Origin of the sequence: Brucella sp. NBRC 12950, from assembly GCF_030268145.1 — a bacterium.
Lineage (GTDB): Bacteria > Pseudomonadota > Alphaproteobacteria > Rhizobiales > Rhizobiaceae > Brucella.
Genome location: NZ_BSQC01000010.1, coordinates 172,860 through 188,346, shown reverse-complemented (window position 1 = coordinate 188,346; position 15,487 = coordinate 172,860). Strand labels below are relative to the sequence as shown.

Genomic DNA, 15,487 nt, shown 5'->3' with positions numbered 1-15,487 from the left:
GTATTGATTACAATTAAGTATCTGTAAGTACGGGTAAAAATGACTTGATTACAATTGATTTTAATTAATCATGATTGGTGTGAGAGATGGCAAGATGTGTGTTTGTAGCTACAACGGTAAACCGCTTTGCATCAAACACCTCAGCTTACTCGCCTTCGGCTCGAAGCAGATCTTGCTCTGCGAGGCAGACGATTGCTGCCGCAATTGGCCATAGCATAAGGGAAATGAAAGCGATGAAGTCCACAAAGGCGAGCACGGACATTCGCAACCGGACGATACGGCTGCGCGTCTCAAAAACTGAAGAGGATGAGATAAAGGAACGCGCCGAGTTGAGTGGCCTTACGCTATCTGCGTTCATCCGGTCTGTTGCGTTGAATGTTCCAATCCTATCGGCCGTCGACTTGGCAGCGGCGGATCGACTTGAACGTATTAACGCCGATCTTGGCCGTGTTGCGGGCTTGCTTAAATTGTGGCTCGCAACCAAGCGAGGGGAGGGGGCAGCGGCCTCGGACGTCGATGCTTTAATGCATGATTTTCGATCGCTCAAAATGCAAATGAAACATCAGATCGACAGCCTGACCCCATGATTGCCAAACGCGTGCTGTCTGAGAAAAAAACATCAACGGCAGCCGGTTTGGTTCGCTACATCATTGATGCAAAAGGTGGTGTTGATCCGCGCAGTTGGAAAGAGACCGCCGATTACATTTTCGTCGGTGCGTTGGAAACAAATGAACGTGGTGAAAAAGTTGGCGGCGTGCGCGTAACCAACTGCGTGAGCGATGATCCGGCGAGAGCCACTTTGGCAATTCAGCGCACACAACTTCGCAATAGTCGCTCAAAAGCGGACAAGACGTACCATCTGGTATTTTCATTTCCGCCTGGCGAGCAGCCATCCCTTAAAGTGTTGAACGCGATTGAAGACGAGCTATGCGCTGCAATTGGTTATGCGGACCATCAGCGGATTTCGGCAGTGCACATCGACAAGGAGCATCTTCACGTCCATGTCGCGATCAACAAGGTGCATCCGACTGGGTTCCAGAACATTGAACCCTTTTACGATAAGCGGCGTTTGATGAAGGCCTGCGAACGACTGGAAATTCAGTACGGGCTTGAACGCACCAGTCATGGATTGGAACAGGATAGATCGTACGACCCTGGTGACGCGCAAGGCCCTGAGCACCAATCTGAGCCAGAGCAGCGCACAGACGTACGGGGCGGTCGGTTCCGGCGATATTTGTCTCAGTGCTACAATATCGAGACTGGATCGCGACCAGAGGGGCCAGGAAGCCAATTGAAGGGCATTGAACATCAAAGCATGCAAGAGACTCTTGCAGGGTACATTGCAAGGGAAATCGGCGGCGATCTGCACAAGGCACGAAGCTGGTCGGAGCTGCACTTGATTGCGGCCGAGCATGGATTGACGATCAAACTGCGCGGTGCCGGTCTTGTCATGGGGGACAAGACGCTTGATTTGTGGACCAAAGCAAGTTCCGCTGACCGCGCCTTTTCTTTGGCCAGTCTCATAAAGAAACTTGGGCCTTTTGAGCAATTGGAACATCATTCTGAGCAGTTGTCGGGCGTGAAGATGAAATCGCGCTACCAGCCGCGACCTTTGAGCAGGGTTCCGTCATCTGCGGCACTCTTTGCGCAGTATCAGCGTGAGCGGCGCTTACGTACAGAAAGACGTAGCCAGGGCTTTACTGCCATCCGTCTAGAGAATGCGCAGTTCAAAGAAGGCTTGAAGCAGTGGACTGTTAAGCAGCGCATGATTTTGAACATTACGACCCGTGGTTTGTCGAAGAAACTCGCGCAGGCGATGATCAGGCATCAGATCGATGCCGCGCGCCAGTCCAATCGAGCGTCTATTGCCATAAGGCGCGAGAATCTCTTCAAAGAAACAACAATGCCATCATGGGCTGATTGGTTGCTTGAGCAAGCCCGGCGGGGAGGCGCAGACGCCCTTGCCATTTTACGCGAACGACAATCTCGCCAGATCCAGAATGCTGATATCTTATCTGGCAATCCTTCTGAAACAGCCCAACAACTTGTCTGCATGGATCTGAAACCGCGCATTGATAGCCGCGGCAACGTCACTTACCGAGCAATTGACGGAGGCGTGATTGTTGATCGAGGAGAACGCATTCACGCCAAAAGCAATTCTGCCGCCACAGCCTTAATGGCACTGGAGATTGCGTCAAAGAAGTTTGATGCTCAGGCCTTAATTGTCGAAGGCTCGGAGCTGTTCAGGCGAGACGTTGCTGAACTGGCAGGCCGTTATGAATATGATGTGCACTTCGATGACCCGACAATGGAAAAAATCAGACTGGCTTCTCGGGCTCAGAATAAAGCAGGATCCTCAACGACACCTGATCACCTACCACGGCAGCCAAAAGCGGAATCTGAACAAGCGCCAGCACGGGCAGTCGATGCCATTACAGCCTTCATCGAGAAACGAAATGCTGATCGATTGCGGATTGGCAGCATTGCTTTTCATAGGCTCTGGACCCCGGACGATGCGGGCCCGGTTATCTACCAAGGGCGCAGAGAGATGAGTGACGGTAGCGAAGTCGTGTTGTTGGGTCTGGGAAATGAGGTTTTGGTAAAGCCTTCTTCAAGTCGCGTGATCGCAAAAGCCTCACATTGGAGGCGCGGACAGCGCGTTGAAGTTGATGGTAGGGGACGGTTTGTGAATTTGGCACAGGGGAGAGGTGGCGAGATAGTTTAGAGAACGAACTATCGCTTTTTATAGGAGTTATCTTCTACCCACTATTAGTAGTTATATCAAAGCAATCTGCTTTATGAGTATGTTTCATCCTGGATGACGTTCAGCGTTATAACGATAGAGGGGAAGAACTTACATATATCTTTTCTACCATTGTGGATCTCATTGAATGTCTTTTTAATTCCTTTGAATTTCAGCCGATTTTAGCGTGCAAACTAGGGCCAGCACAGTTGGAGGACGACATACCAGGATCTGTTTTCCAAGCGTAGGGAGAAGCTTTGTTGAGCCCATTCCTCCACGTCTTGTCTTTAAGATTTTGACATTTGCCTTGAGATGTTTGTCCAAAGCCGACGCCGACGAGCGCGCCTTGGGCTTTTCGCTTTGATTATGGATAAGATTGATGATTTTTCGAAAACTCCCCCCATGGGCGAGCTGGTTGGGCGGCTTCGCGTTTTTTTCTGCCTATTTGACCGGTGTAAATGCGCTTTGTACGCAGTTTATCGCTGCAACGCTGAAGTATCCATCGGGTTTTGGCAAGCCGATCGCTGGGCACCTCTATCCGCCTTATGCCTGGTGGCTCTGGCTATTTCCCTATTATCGCTATGCGCCGCTCACATTTAACTATTGTTTTCTGATTTTCTCAGCCGCAATTACCATTGGTCTGATCGCTTTCGTGCTGTGGTTCGGTTTCTCAAAACGCAGTTCCACGGGACATGCGGATGTGCACGGCACTGCACATTTTGCGACTGCAGACGAGATCAAGCAGAGTGGCCTTTTACCGGTTCCTGGTCAGCCAGGGAGAGGTGTCTATTGCGGCGCATATGACGATCTGCGCAGTGGCTCTACCATTTACCTCAGACATGATGGACCTGAACATTTATGTGCCTTAGCACCTACGCGGTCTGGCAAGGGCATTGGTCTGGTCATTCCGACGCTGTTAAGCTGGCCGCATAGTCTCTTCGTGCTTGATCGCAAGGGCGAAAACTATGCCATAACAGCAGGCTGGCGCCAGAAGCATGCTAACAATGTCATTCTTCGCTTTGATCCAGCAGAACCTGAAATTGGCTGTTCCTGGAACCCGCTTTCAGAAATTCGTTTCGGCACCCGGTATCAGGTGAGTGACGCGCAGAATATAGCGCTGATGGTTATCGATGATGACGGTAAAGGCATTGCAGGCGATCATTTTCGCAGTGCAGCTTATGAACTTCTGGTCGGTCTCATTCTTCATGCCCTTTATAAGGCAAATCATATTGGCCGTATCCCTGGCCTTTATGACTGCGCGCATATGCTGACCGGCGTGGGGGATTTTGCAGTACACGAACAAGGCGCAGATATGTCGGATGAAAGCGATGGTGATCCGCGCGCTTTGTCTGGCTTATTTAACGAAATGCGGGATATTGATCTCGTTCGTACGGTAGGTTCAACCGAGGAAGCGCGTATTGCTGCCGATGAAGCGCAGCGTTCCATTCAGGGTGTTGGTCGCCGCATGGGGCAGACACCGGCCCGTGAACTTGGAAGCATTATCTCCACGGCCAATAATGCGCTTTCTCTCTATCGCGATCCGATCGTTGGCGAGAACACCACTCGTTCTGATTTCAAAGTGTCTGATCTGATGAACCATGAGCGCCCTGTATCGCTTTATTTCATCACCACCCCACGCAATGCGGACCGGATGCGGCCACTCGCCAGGCTGCTCCTGACACAAATTGTTCTTAGCCTTGCTGACAGAATGGAGTTTTCGGAGGGGCGATCAAAGGCGATGCACAAGCATCGTTTGTTGCTGATGCTTGATGAATTTCCAACCTTGGGCAAGCTGGAAGTCTTTGAAAGTGCGCTCGCTTATATCGCCGGTTACGGCATGAAAGCTTATATTATCACACAAGACGTGCAGCAGCTTTACAAGGGCTACTCCAACTACGAGAGCATCATATCCAATTGTCATGTGCGTGTGGCTTACGCTCCCAACAAGGTCGAAACGGCTGAATGGATGAGCAGGATGACCGGTCAAATGACGGTCGTCAAAGAGCAAATTTCGACCTCGGGCAAGCGGTTTGGAATGGTACTCGACCAGGTTTCCCGCAGCTACCAGGAGCATCAACGCCCCTTGATGACGCCAGATGAGATCATGCGATTGCCTGGGCCTCGCAAGGACGCCAGTGGCGATATTCTTGAAGCAGGTGAAATGTTGATCTTTGTTGCCGGTCAGCCACCGATTAGGGGACGCCAGATCCTTTATTTTATGGACCCGGTCTTCTCGGAACGTTCAAAAACGCCACCGCCTGCAAAATCGGATGTCATTCGCAAAAAGGTTGGCAGCGCATGAATAAACGTATGATCGGCATCACGGCAGTTTTGCTGAGTGGCAGTCTGTGGAGTGGTGCATTGCTCGGCTATTATGCTGGCTATCGTCTTAATCTCACTAATTCGGCACCGCGTGGACTTTGGCGGATGACACCTCATCAGCCAAAGCGACGTCTTGAACGCGGAGACTTTATCGAGCTTTGCGCACCTGATCAGCCATTGATCCGGGTTATGGAAGAGCGCGGTCATATCGAGGCAGGCTCTTGTCCCGGCACACATGCGATCCCGTTCTTAAAAGCTGTTGCTGCAGTCGCGGGCGACATCGTTGTTATCCGGCATGGTGAAGATGCGAATATTAATGGTCAAAAGTTGCAGAATACGGTCGCTATGAAGTCCGTTCCAGCATGGCCAGATGGCACTTACAGGGTTGCTCCGGGCACGGTCTGGGTGCTCTCAGCTTACAGTGAAGGCAGTTTCGATAGTCGTTATTTTGGGCCAGTGCCACTCGAACGCGTTCATGGGACGGTTTGCCCGGTTTTGGTTGTTGGCGATGTTAGAGCAATGACGCCATGGAGGCAGGCATGATCGGCGCCGATTTCCTAATAGCCTGTGCACCAAATATTGCGCCTGAAACCCTACAGCAAATTATTCAAGTTGAGAGCAAGGGCGATCCGCTTGCCATTCATGTGAATAAGGCAGGTCCGACCTCGCGTCCCACGGACAAGGCCCATGCAGCAGCACTTGCTATTAGCTATACCGCCCAAGGCTATTCGGTGGATCTTGGACTGATGCAGGTCAACAATCGCAACTTGGAGAAGCTTGGCTATACCATCGCGGATATGTTTGAGCCCTGCAAGAATATTGCAGCCGGAGCGCGTGTGCTCTCTGCCTTTTTTGGATCGGCCATCAAGGCAAACAAGGACCCACAATTGGCGCTGCGAGCGGCTCTATCCGCTTACAATACAGGAAGTTTCCAACGCGGGTTTTATAACGGCTATCTCGCCCGCTATGGCTTCACTGCCGCGGTCAAGCCCGCACAGGTGCGGTTCGTCAATATCTATACGGCCGACAGTTTGATCTACAGACGATCAAACCAAGAGCAGGAAAGGGAAGATAGGATCATGAAGCACAGGACAATTGTGGGAGAACCGACTGCTTCGGGTATCAGAACCGTTCCGGTGGTCAGTCGCTCTGCCAATGATGCTCACACGCCGGGCGTTATGATTGAACATATGCCTGATGAGGCGGAGGTTCTTGGTGCGTTTCGGGAAACCGCAATCGGACATCAGGATGCATGGATTGGCAATGAGAGCTTAGGCCATGATGAGCCCGTTGAACTCCTTAAAGGCAAGAATATCAGCGCCGATCCCGTTAGCGATCAGAGGGGCCGCTGATTATGAAGAGAGATTATATCGATAAAGTTGCAAGGCAGCTGATTGAACAGCTCGAACGAGGAACTGCACCATGGCAGAAGCCTTGGAAGGCCGGGGAATTGCGCGCAACCTATAACCCCAACACAGATAAATCGTATCGCGGCTTCAACAATATTTGGCTTCAGATGCAGGGTTATTCTGATCCCCGCTGGATGACGTTTAATCAAGCAAGTGATGCAGGCGCAAAGGTCCGCAGGCGCGAGAAAGGAACGCAAATTGTCTTTTGGTCGTTTGCGGAAGAACGCGATGCCAAAGATGCTCAGGGCAACACGATCCTTGAAAACGGCAAGCGGAAGAAGATCACCGTTGAGCTTGAGCGACCGAAATCGTTTAATTTCACCGTGTTCAACGCAGAGCAGATCGACGGCTTAGCACAATTGGATGCAAAGCCTGTGGTGCCGGCGGCGATCCGCATTGTTCGTGCTGAATCCCTGCTCTTGGCATCGGGGGCTCAGATCAAACATAAGCGTGGTGACCGTGCTTTTTATCGACTGGACAAAGATGAGATTGTCTTGCCTGAGCGCGACCAGTTCAGCTCGAGTGAAGGCTATTACGCCACCGCGCTGCATGAACTTGGGCACTGGACCGGACACCCAGACCGGTTGAACCGAAATCTGTCAGATCCTTTTGGTTCCCTTGGATATGCAAGGGAGGAACTTCGTGCCGAAATTGCCTCTTTGATGCTCGCAGAAAAGCTTGAACTGCCTCACGATCCGGCGCAGCACGCTTCATATGTCGCCTCTTGGATCGAAGTTCTGAAGTATGATCCGCGTGAGATTTTCCGGGCAACATCTGATGCAGAACGCATCAGTACGCATATTTTGTCGTTTGAAGATGAGAAATCGCAATTACTGGGAAAAACTGATGATAAAATCAGCATCTCAGCAGTTCGTATCTTTTCCAGAAACCTGGAAGTCGCGGTAGAGCACGACAATCCTGTAGAGAATGCCTCGGACCGTATTTATCTCGCTTTACCTTACGCGGAAAAGGACCAGGCAAAGGCTGCTGCAAAAGCGGCTGGGATACAACTCGAGTGGGACAGGGAAGCGAAAGCCTGGTCTGTGCCGTTAGATGCTGATCTCACGGCCCTGGCAAAGTGGCGTGCTGATGGGCCACGTGTGATACCTGCATCGAGGCCAAAAGCTCCGGAAGAGCAATTTGCAGAGGCGCTGCGAGCCGAGGGTTTAATTTTGCTGGGTGCTCCGATCATGGACGGCCGGCTGCATCGTGTTGAGACTACGGGCGATCGCTGTTTCAAAACAGGCGGCGCCTATGTCGGTGACTTGGATGGACAGATACCGGCTGGCTACATACAGAATTTTCGGACAGGCGCTCAAGTGTACTGGAAAGCAGATGGTGCAGTTGAACAATTGTCGGCCGAGGAAACGAGGCACCTGAAGGGACAAGCTGCTCAAACGCGCGAAGCACGTGTGTCGGAACGTCAGAGGCTTGAGGAACAAACTTCGCTTGCGGCGGAGGCATTGTGGAGAGATGCGCCAATAGCTACGAGCGAAAATGCATACTGCAGATCCAAAGGCATTGAACATCCCGAAGCATTCGGGCTGCGTGAAGTGCCAGATCACGTCTCACCTGAAGTGGCAGCACTTGGTATCCGCATTGCAAGAACCCCAGAGGAAGCAAAAGCGCTACGCGCGGCAAATCCTGCATACCACGTGTTTAAGTCAGGCGACTTGCTCATACCGGGTTTTGACCGAGACATAAGGCTGTGGACGCTGCAGAGCGTTAATCCTTCCGTTCAGAGCTTGATGAGAGACAGTCGCAAGCATGGGCTGATGACGGTGGCCTGTGCAGCAGGTATTCAAGCTCAGTTAGAACTATCAGAAGACAAGCCTTTTATCATTTCAGAAGGGTTTGCAGCAGCTTTGACAATTTCTGAACTGTCTGGCCAGGCAATCATCAGTGCCTTTGATGACGGCAATCTACGTGCCGTTTGTGAAGAGCTGCGCGAGACACATCCATCCCGTCCAATGTTCATCGCTCCTGACAATGATCGCCTAGCAACTCTCAAGACCAGTCCTAACGGCCTGCCATTGCCAAATGTCGGTAAGGAGACAGCAAGAGAAATAGCTGAGAAGGTTGGGGCAGGGGTGATCGAGCTGGAATTTGCTGGAAGTAACAAGGGCATCACCTGGAACGAGCATCGTCAGCAACATGGTGAGGAAGCAGAGCGTCGCCATTTTGCTGGGCAAATGGCAGCGGCGCGGGTGGAGGCAACGGTCTTCGCCGAGAGGCTTGCAAGTCTCGCCGACGCGCATCTGGCTGATCTTCAGAATGATCCAACCGTTGGGCATGATGAGCAGGCAATAGCAACGGCGCGCGCTGAGAACGCTCATGCGCTTGTCTTTGCTTCAGCCCAGTTTGAAGAAATTTACGGCAAGACAGCCATCAGCCTTGCTCAGGATCACGTCGAAGGGCTGATTGAGAATGCTGGCCTTGGCAACGATCTTGAACGCTTAAAAAATATGGTTCGTGAAGAGCGGAATCATATTCAATCTCATGATGAGCAACATGCTGCGTTTGTGCGAGATCAAATCAAGCATAACGCTCTTGGGGATAACGTAGTTAGCACGCAAGATACGATCGGCACCAAAATCAAAGCGCGCAAGCACTCCAAAGATATCGACTTAGGTCTTTAATGTTTGGTGCGACGGTCGCTACTCTCCGATAATGGTGCCTACCCGAATAAGCGCGTGCTGAACATGTTCATTAGCACTCGCAAGGAATATGACACAACGAACCCGGAGACAGAGTGATCGATAGACTTCGTGCCAGCAGAAACGATGATGACCTCGCATGGGCCCTTGCAGAAGTCAGCCACGACTTTGATAACCTGCCGGATCCACTGAGCGACGATCGAATGCGCTTCGATATTCCTTCTGATCTCATTGAAGCATATGAAGACAAACACTACGCCATCAAATGCGCTAGAACCGATTGAGCTTGTAAGGCACATATGGTGGCAAGTAGGGCCGATAGCTTGACGAACGGAGCGACGCACCGGGATCTAATTCAACTTACTGGCTAGGGTAGCTTCCAAAATCCTGTTGCTCGGCGCAAGTTCCTCAAAATCTTCTGCAAAGCAGCCTCGAGCAAGCATCAAATCCAGGGCTGTCTTCGCCACAGGCGAGATACGTTCAAGCCATCCGGAAGCAATAATGGCGTCGTCATCGGCTTGGCCAATATCTGCCATCGCTACGTTCACGACTGACAGAACTTCGGCCACAGCATGCACTTCCGACGCGGTCATTGTCTCCGGCGATCCTTTCGGCCAAGGCCAAGCTGGGCTTTCATCATCAACCCAATCATAAAACATCTCGAAGAAGTCTTTTGAACCATTCTTTCAATCGCCGGAGCGCCCTTCGCCAAGCAACTTAAAGCGTCCATGACCCTATTGCGGATACGCTGTTCAACTATGCGCCTAGAGGGATTTTCGCTCACTGATGACCACCGTGTATTCTTTCAAAATTTACTATTGAATTAGCATATCGTTCGTTGCTGCGATTGGCATGTATGTAGAATTACATTATTTAGCTTCAATCGACAAAATTGGTATTTATAAACTGTTTCTGCAGCGAATATCAGATTATAAAAAGTACTTATTATAGATCGGATTTGAGTTATGCTGCGCATTGAAGCGAATGTCGCCGTCAGCGTGTCTGAACTTAAAAAAAGCCCCTCTGCGGTGATGGAAATGGCACATGGTCAAACCGTGGCTGTACTGAATCATAATCGGATCATGGCATATATGGTGCCAGCAAAGGTCTATGAGGAAATGCTCGAAAAACTAGACGACTTGCAGCTTGCAGACGTTGTCAAGCGGCGCGCTTCAGAAAAAGGCGAACCGGGAGGTCTCGATGACATTTAAGCCCTCGAGCAACTCTTCACCGCTTGCGTTCTTGGTGCGACTATTACTGAAACGCTCTTCGATGAATGAATCGCGGCTGGCGCGGAAGCGACAGAATTTTGAGCTTTCAAAGCGATTTCTCGTGCGTCATGCTTGATGTGTGAAAAAATGTGCATATATTGTGCATTAGATTGAGCGGAGAATAGATATGGAACAGGCTCAGACGGTACATTCCTACGCAGTCGTTTCTGGCTTTGTTGATAGCCTTCAGGAGCCGCGGACACCTTATATCTCGCCGTCTCGCCTGTCGAAGGCGCTCGGTGTTAAGGTCGCGAATCTTGCAGAATTGACGGGCGTTCACCGTAACACCCTGCGTAATCCCTCCTCCGAGCGCTTGCAGGGCAGGATGCGGGAAATGATCAAGGCGATCTCTGCGGCTGCCGAGCTGACTGGCGATCTTGCGAAGGCAATCTACTGGTATCGAAACGAACCGATTGCCGATTATGGCCATCGCACGGCCGCCGAGCTTGTAGCCGATGGAGAGATAGAGGCTGTTCTTGCGTATATTCGGGACCTGGAGAATGGAGCGCGCGGGTGAAGATAACCCGCATTGGCCCGGACACAGTCTTTCACCGGTACCTGACACCGAAATGGGCGTTTCTTCCCATCAGCGGCGCCGGGGCCGCTGTTGATGGCGGTCGCTTCAACCGACCCGGCGTCGAGGCCCTCTATCTATCCATGGCGCCACAAACTGCACTGGAAGAATATCGGCAGGGTGCGAGCATCACGCCGCCGGCTACCCTTGCAGCGTACAAGATCACACTGAGCGAAGTGGCCGATCTGTCGAAGGGATTCGATCCGCTTCATTGGGATATTGCCTGGGCTCAATGGCACTGCGCATGGCGGAAAATCGCTCGCATTGACAGAAAGGTTCCTCCTTCATGGAAGCTTGCAGACACTGTCATTTTGGCAGGTCTTCGGGGGCTGCTCTTTCCGTTATTACGGCACGCCGGCGGAACAAACCTTGTGATTTTTCCCGCCAATCTCATTGCAGATGATGACGTGCACGTTCACGATCCAGACAATAGATTGCCACGCGATCAATCGTCCTGGCCGCACTAGCAGCAATAGGTGCCGGCCAGCTTGGGGGATAGACACTGAGCGGAAAGAGGGCATGCACGAAAGTCGCTCCTCGCTTTATCACCGCTATCGCTTCTCGAATGAACTTATCGTTGAAGCAGTGTGGCTCTGTTTCCGGTCTCCGCGGAGTTTTCGTAGGGAAGATACAGGCTGGCCTATGAGCGATCATCATTATCCGAGAAACAGTGCGCGAGTGGCTAATAAGCTCGAACGAGATTACGCCAATACAATCCGTCGCCGCACCCGCACACCGCATTTTTGACTGGCAATCTAGTATTCCAGAATTTGCTACTCATGTTGATTGGAAACCCGGTCACTGGTTGCAGCTCAGGGCGCATTCACCTGGTTCCAACTTGTGCTATCATCTCTTTTGCGCTATATAGCAAATATGCGATGGGTAGTTGAAACGCTTGACGACACTGTGGATGCTGAAATCGAGGGGCTTCCTGCTGGATTGCAGGCCCGTCTCGTCCGTTTAATGGAGATGGTCGAGAGCGTTGGTTTAGACCAATTGCATGAGCCTCATGTCAAGCATTTGGAGGGAAAGCTCTGGGAGCTTCGTGCTAAAGCAATGGAAGGAATTGCGCGGGGTCTGTACGTTACTGTTACCGGACGCCGCGTTGTCATTCTTCATGTTTTTGTCAAGAAATCGCAGAAAACACCTAAGAGCGCCTTAGATTTAGCGAAGCAGCGAATGAAACAGGTAAAGCTATGACTAGGATTTCAGACCTAAAAAAGCGCCTTATGAACGATCCCGAATTCCAGAAGGAGTATGAAAAGGCGGATGCAGAGTTTGCTCTTGTCGAAGCTCTTGTGAAGGCAAGAGCCGACGCAAAGATGTCGCAAGCTGATGTAGCAAAACGTATCGGCACGACCCAATCAGCCATTGCTCGGCTTGAAGGCGGTAAGGTTTCTCCGTCCATTTCTACATTACGTCGATACGCAGAAGCCACAGGGTCAAAACTGCAAATTAGTCTAATCCATCCTTGATAATACAGCGATCTCGTGAGGTCGCACTTTGCAAGATTGACTATGAATTTTTAGGCGGCAACGCTGCAACTCAGGATCTGCGGTGCCGAATTGAAGCGCATCATCCGCTGGGGGCATCGCCGCACGGAAAGATATGAACTCGCTGCTCTATTGTTGAGGCCTTTGTGCGAGCTATTTCCGACGTGGGGCATAATCTCCCGGTTGGCTACATCGTACGATCGTAGCTTATCGCTTACCAGCACCCGTGGCCTGACGTCCTTGTGAGCTCACAGTTATGTAGAGCTACCTGAGAACCATGCTTCAGAGCCCGCAGGTTTTAAGAATGCTTCTAACAATGACTTTGGGAAGTGCCGGCGAAGGGAACTTATGTAACCGAGAGGTTGATCGAGGTCGTCCAATTTTTGTTGACAAATTCGACAACTTTCAGCCAACTTTCGGAATGACGGTCACGACAGATTGTTTGGTAAGCTTGGCTATAGCCTCTCCCGGGGGAGTGAGATGAAGCTGATAGGCAGTGCCATTGAAGAACAGTATAAAAAGGAACTGGAGGAAGGAGCCAGGTTTCTCTTCGAAGAAAGAGGCAATTCTAGATTGCTAGAAGTGCTTTATCGAGAGATTGGGTCCGTTGAAAGCGCCTACTTCTTAAGTGGTTACAAGCTTTCAGACTATCACATCTGCAGTTTGTTAGTGAATGGAACCAATGTTTGCCAAGTAGAACTGTCTGATGACCAAATCGATAATTTTTACAAAATAAGTATACCCGAGTACAAAAAAAGGTTGAATAAAAGATTACAGATTAAACTACAGGTTGCAATAGAACTCGCAGCTTTAAAATAGCCTCGTTCCACGCTTGATTCACTCGCGACACTGCAAAGGCGGGTCAAGGCATGCAATATATTTGGCATAATTCGTGACTAAGCTCATCTGGACGAGGTGATTTTTTGGGCTGTGGCGTCATTGAGCGATACCCTGCGATTGTTGAAGTATTTATATCAGGGCGTCGCACATAACCGCGGGAAAGAGCGATGCAAACGGTTATAAGCGCCTGCTTAATTCATTGGTGAAAAGGGCGGCAATCGTGCAGTAATACCCGTTTGGATCCTTGATCTCATCATCGTTGAAATGATCGAGCGGTGCCTTTCAAGCTTCTCCGCAATAACGTCGACAGAGAGCTTTGCAGTGCGCCAGCGGGCTATTTTGCAGCGTTCATCCAGATCAATATGCGAATAGATACGCTCCAAGAAGGGTTCCTTGCATTGGATAACTCATCGTTATCATGTGCGATTCGCACTTTAAGCTAGAACCCACTCCTTGACTTCAAAATCTCGAACTTGGGGTCGGTTCCGACTAGGGGCCAAATGACACTAGCGGAGATGGGCCGCAATATGGCCCATTGCTTTCATTCGAACAATTCAGCTTTCAGCGCGCTTGCACTGGAGACAGTTACCGGCGGGCCGAATACTGCCCGCATGTCTTCAGGTATGTCGCTTCCCGCTTCAGCCCGGACGGCGACCAATGGTCCGCTGGGGACAAAAGCAACGTAAGGGCCACTGCTCAGGAGTGAGAAGACCTCCGAATAGAGTCGGTTATGCCCGCAAGGTCTTAAAATGCAGATGTCTGTGATCTCATCATTTTGCGTTCCTACGCTGAGATCGCACAAATTCAGGTGATCGTATGAAAGAGCATAGAAGCCCCCCTTCTGATCCTCCTTGCTCAGTCCGAAGACTGCAAGCACATCGACCACCGGAAGCCCAGCGGGTTTCCCGTGACGAAAGCCAGCAATGTATAACTCGGTGCTCATTGGATACTCCTAGAGAGCAGGATGCAGTGCCAAGTTTGTGTTAGTATCTGCGGCCGCTTGGTGTTGGGCTGTCATTTCGCCCCAGCCGGAACCGACCCATACTTCGGCGCCCGATTGAAACTCAGTGTGAACATAAGACTTTGTAGTTTGAATAATCCTATATTTCTATTCATGAGCTACTCATACATCGCTGCGGCTTGTATCAATTTGAATAGATCAGACCAAGTTATTTATTTGTCATTCGGTTCCTCAAAAGCCCTGTTTCGGGCGTTCATAGTTACTAGCCATGCTTGCATGGCTTCCAAAAAATCAGATGTACTTATATTTCCCCCAGGAAACGAAGAATCTTCGAGTAAGAGATCGATGCCTCTCAGGAAATCATTTAAATTCTTAATCTCAATATCTCGCCTATATTCATCTGTTTTCGATGTCTCGTCCCTCGTTCATCATTCAAAATTTAAGTGCAGAATCTTTCTTATTTGCCGGCATCTTCTTCGTTCCTCTGAAGTAGTTGCGTAATCGTGATTTTCCGCCCCAAGAAGGCTTCAATGATCATTAGAGCAAGTAAGATAATTGGCCAAAATGCGACTGGCATAAATATTCCTGTGAGCATAAAAACAAAGTTATTCTCTGGAAGTGGCATTCCACGCAGATTTCCAGAAATATTATTCTCGAACCAAGAGTGAGATCCTGTCATTCCAAATGAAGAAACATTTAAAATTATGAATGAACAACACAGAGTGCACAGTGTTACAACGAGAAACGCAGCGATATATACTTTAAACTCTCCAGGAACGAAGTGTATTTCTTTCGATCTAAAGGAAAAATAGACACGGAGAGCAGAGGCAACGCCACAAAAGAAGAACTGCAGGAAAATCCCACCAACATAAGCTTCCGCAAAGACAGGATTGCCAAGCTCTAGGTAAGCTACGTCAGCGCGGATGCGATGTAGCATAGGTAGATGGTACGAATCGAAGGAAAATAACCGAAGGAATGATGCGGGCATGAAAACTACCGCCAAACTTAAAAATATGAGAGACTCGGACAGGCGAATCCTATTTCTCTGATCGGTATAATTTATCTTGTTTAACGCAGCGCGCATATTTTGAAATTTATACGAAAAGTCGGCTTGCTGCTGCATTCTGCCTCTGTGTCATTTCCAATAAATTCCCCCATTTGAAGCTTGTTTCCATAATTTTTCTGATGTTCTGTCAAGAAGTAACCGTTACAACGAT

The 15,487-nt window shown here is 50.2% G+C and carries 16 protein-coding genes and 2 pseudogenes; 13 read left to right on the top strand and 5 right to left on the bottom strand.

Annotated elements, in window-relative coordinates; genetic code table 11:
- The first annotated feature begins 233 nt into the window (after positions 1-233).
- From QSJ70_RS17665 to QSJ70_RS17635, 7 genes are all read left to right on the top strand, one after another.
- Positions 234-587: a plasmid mobilization protein gene (locus QSJ70_RS17665; protein WP_285538309.1), complete on the top strand. Its 354-nt coding sequence runs from the start codon at positions 234-236 to the stop codon at positions 585-587.
- Positions 584-2,725, top strand: coding sequence for a TraI/MobA(P) family conjugative relaxase (gene traI, locus QSJ70_RS17660; protein ID WP_285538307.1), 2,142 nt, complete (start codon positions 584-586; stop codon positions 2,723-2,725). Before QSJ70_RS17665 ends, traI begins: the two co-directional genes overlap by 4 nt.
- A 397-nt stretch (positions 2,726-3,122) precedes the next feature.
- Positions 3,123-5,045, top strand: a complete 1,923-nt coding sequence (locus tag QSJ70_RS17655) for a type IV secretory system conjugative DNA transfer family protein (protein WP_285538305.1) — start codon at positions 3,123-3,125, stop codon at positions 5,043-5,045.
- The gene (traF, locus tag QSJ70_RS17650) at positions 5,042-5,608 is read left to right on the top strand and encodes a conjugative transfer signal peptidase TraF (RefSeq protein WP_285538303.1); all 567 of its coding nucleotides are present in this window, start codon (positions 5,042-5,044) and stop codon (positions 5,606-5,608) included. The genes QSJ70_RS17655 and traF overlap by 4 nt, the downstream gene beginning before the upstream one ends.
- Complete coding sequence (locus QSJ70_RS17645) at positions 5,605-6,417, top strand: lytic transglycosylase domain-containing protein (protein WP_285538301.1); 813 nt, start codon at positions 5,605-5,607, stop codon at positions 6,415-6,417. Before traF ends, QSJ70_RS17645 begins: the two co-directional genes overlap by 4 nt.
- Before the next feature lie 2 nt (positions 6,418-6,419).
- Complete coding sequence (locus QSJ70_RS17640) at positions 6,420-9,113, top strand: zincin-like metallopeptidase domain-containing protein (protein WP_285538297.1); 2,694 nt, start codon at positions 6,420-6,422, stop codon at positions 9,111-9,113.
- 113 nt (positions 9,114-9,226) lie between these two features.
- The gene (locus tag QSJ70_RS17635; RefSeq protein ID WP_285538295.1) at positions 9,227-9,415 is read left to right on the top strand and encodes a transcriptional regulator; all 189 of its coding nucleotides are present in this window, start codon (positions 9,227-9,229) and stop codon (positions 9,413-9,415) included.
- Positions 9,416-9,481: 66 nt separating this feature from the next.
- On the opposite strand, the gene QSJ70_RS17630 is transcribed toward QSJ70_RS17635, so the two are convergent.
- A complete protein-coding gene (locus QSJ70_RS17630; RefSeq protein ID WP_285538292.1) occupies positions 9,482-9,724 on the bottom strand; it encodes a hypothetical protein in 243 nt (80 codons plus the stop codon).
- Between the two features lie 372 nt (positions 9,725-10,096).
- Between QSJ70_RS17630 and QSJ70_RS17625 the strand changes: the two genes are divergently transcribed.
- The 5 genes from QSJ70_RS17625 to QSJ70_RS17605 all read left to right on the top strand — a co-directional run bounded on the left by QSJ70_RS17625 (position 10,097) and on the right by QSJ70_RS17605 (position 12,451).
- Positions 10,097-10,342, top strand: coding sequence for a type II toxin-antitoxin system Phd/YefM family antitoxin (locus QSJ70_RS17625; RefSeq protein ID WP_285538290.1), 246 nt, complete (start codon positions 10,097-10,099; stop codon positions 10,340-10,342).
- A gap of 187 nt (positions 10,343-10,529) precedes the next feature.
- Positions 10,530-10,919 carry a hypothetical protein gene (locus QSJ70_RS17620; RefSeq protein WP_285538288.1) on the top strand — a complete coding sequence of 130 codons (390 nt, stop codon included), beginning with the start codon at positions 10,530-10,532 and terminating at the stop codon, positions 10,917-10,919.
- Positions 10,916-11,443 carry an RES family NAD+ phosphorylase gene (locus QSJ70_RS17615; RefSeq protein ID WP_285538285.1) on the top strand — a complete coding sequence of 176 codons (528 nt, stop codon included), beginning with the start codon at positions 10,916-10,918 and terminating at the stop codon, positions 11,441-11,443. The genes QSJ70_RS17620 and QSJ70_RS17615 overlap by 4 nt, the downstream gene beginning before the upstream one ends.
- Before the next feature lie 439 nt (positions 11,444-11,882).
- On the top strand, positions 11,883-12,176 hold the full coding sequence (locus QSJ70_RS17610) for a type II toxin-antitoxin system RelE/ParE family toxin (RefSeq protein ID WP_352231016.1): 294 nt from the start codon (positions 11,883-11,885) through the stop codon (positions 12,174-12,176).
- Between the two features lie 29 nt (positions 12,177-12,205).
- Complete coding sequence (locus QSJ70_RS17605) at positions 12,206-12,451, top strand: helix-turn-helix domain-containing protein (RefSeq protein ID WP_244923372.1); 246 nt, start codon at positions 12,206-12,208, stop codon at positions 12,449-12,451.
- A gap of 77 nt (positions 12,452-12,528) precedes the next feature.
- On the opposite strand, the pseudogene QSJ70_RS17600 reads toward QSJ70_RS17605, so the two are convergent.
- Positions 12,529-12,705: pseudogene (locus QSJ70_RS17600) on the bottom strand (IS6 family transposase); the annotation flags it as partial.
- A gap of 244 nt (positions 12,706-12,949) precedes the next feature.
- Here QSJ70_RS17600 and QSJ70_RS17595 point away from each other — a divergent pair.
- Positions 12,950-13,288: a hypothetical protein gene (locus tag QSJ70_RS17595; RefSeq protein WP_285538281.1), complete on the top strand. Its 339-nt coding sequence runs from the start codon at positions 12,950-12,952 to the stop codon at positions 13,286-13,288.
- A 234-nt stretch (positions 13,289-13,522) separates the two neighbouring features.
- Here the strand turns inward: QSJ70_RS17595 and QSJ70_RS17590 are convergent.
- The 3 genes and pseudogenes from QSJ70_RS17590 to QSJ70_RS17580 all read right to left on the bottom strand — a co-directional run.
- A pseudogene (locus tag QSJ70_RS17590) lies at positions 13,523-13,692 on the bottom strand (helix-turn-helix domain-containing protein); the annotation flags it as partial.
- Between the two features lie 158 nt (positions 13,693-13,850).
- Positions 13,851-14,252: a hypothetical protein gene (locus tag QSJ70_RS17585; RefSeq protein WP_285538278.1), complete on the bottom strand. Its 402-nt coding sequence runs from the start codon at positions 14,250-14,252 to the stop codon at positions 13,851-13,853.
- Between the two features lie 475 nt (positions 14,253-14,727).
- Positions 14,728-15,393: a hypothetical protein gene (locus QSJ70_RS17580; RefSeq protein ID WP_285538276.1), complete on the bottom strand. Its 666-nt coding sequence runs from the start codon at positions 15,391-15,393 to the stop codon at positions 14,728-14,730.
- Positions 15,394-15,487 lie beyond the last annotated feature (94 nt).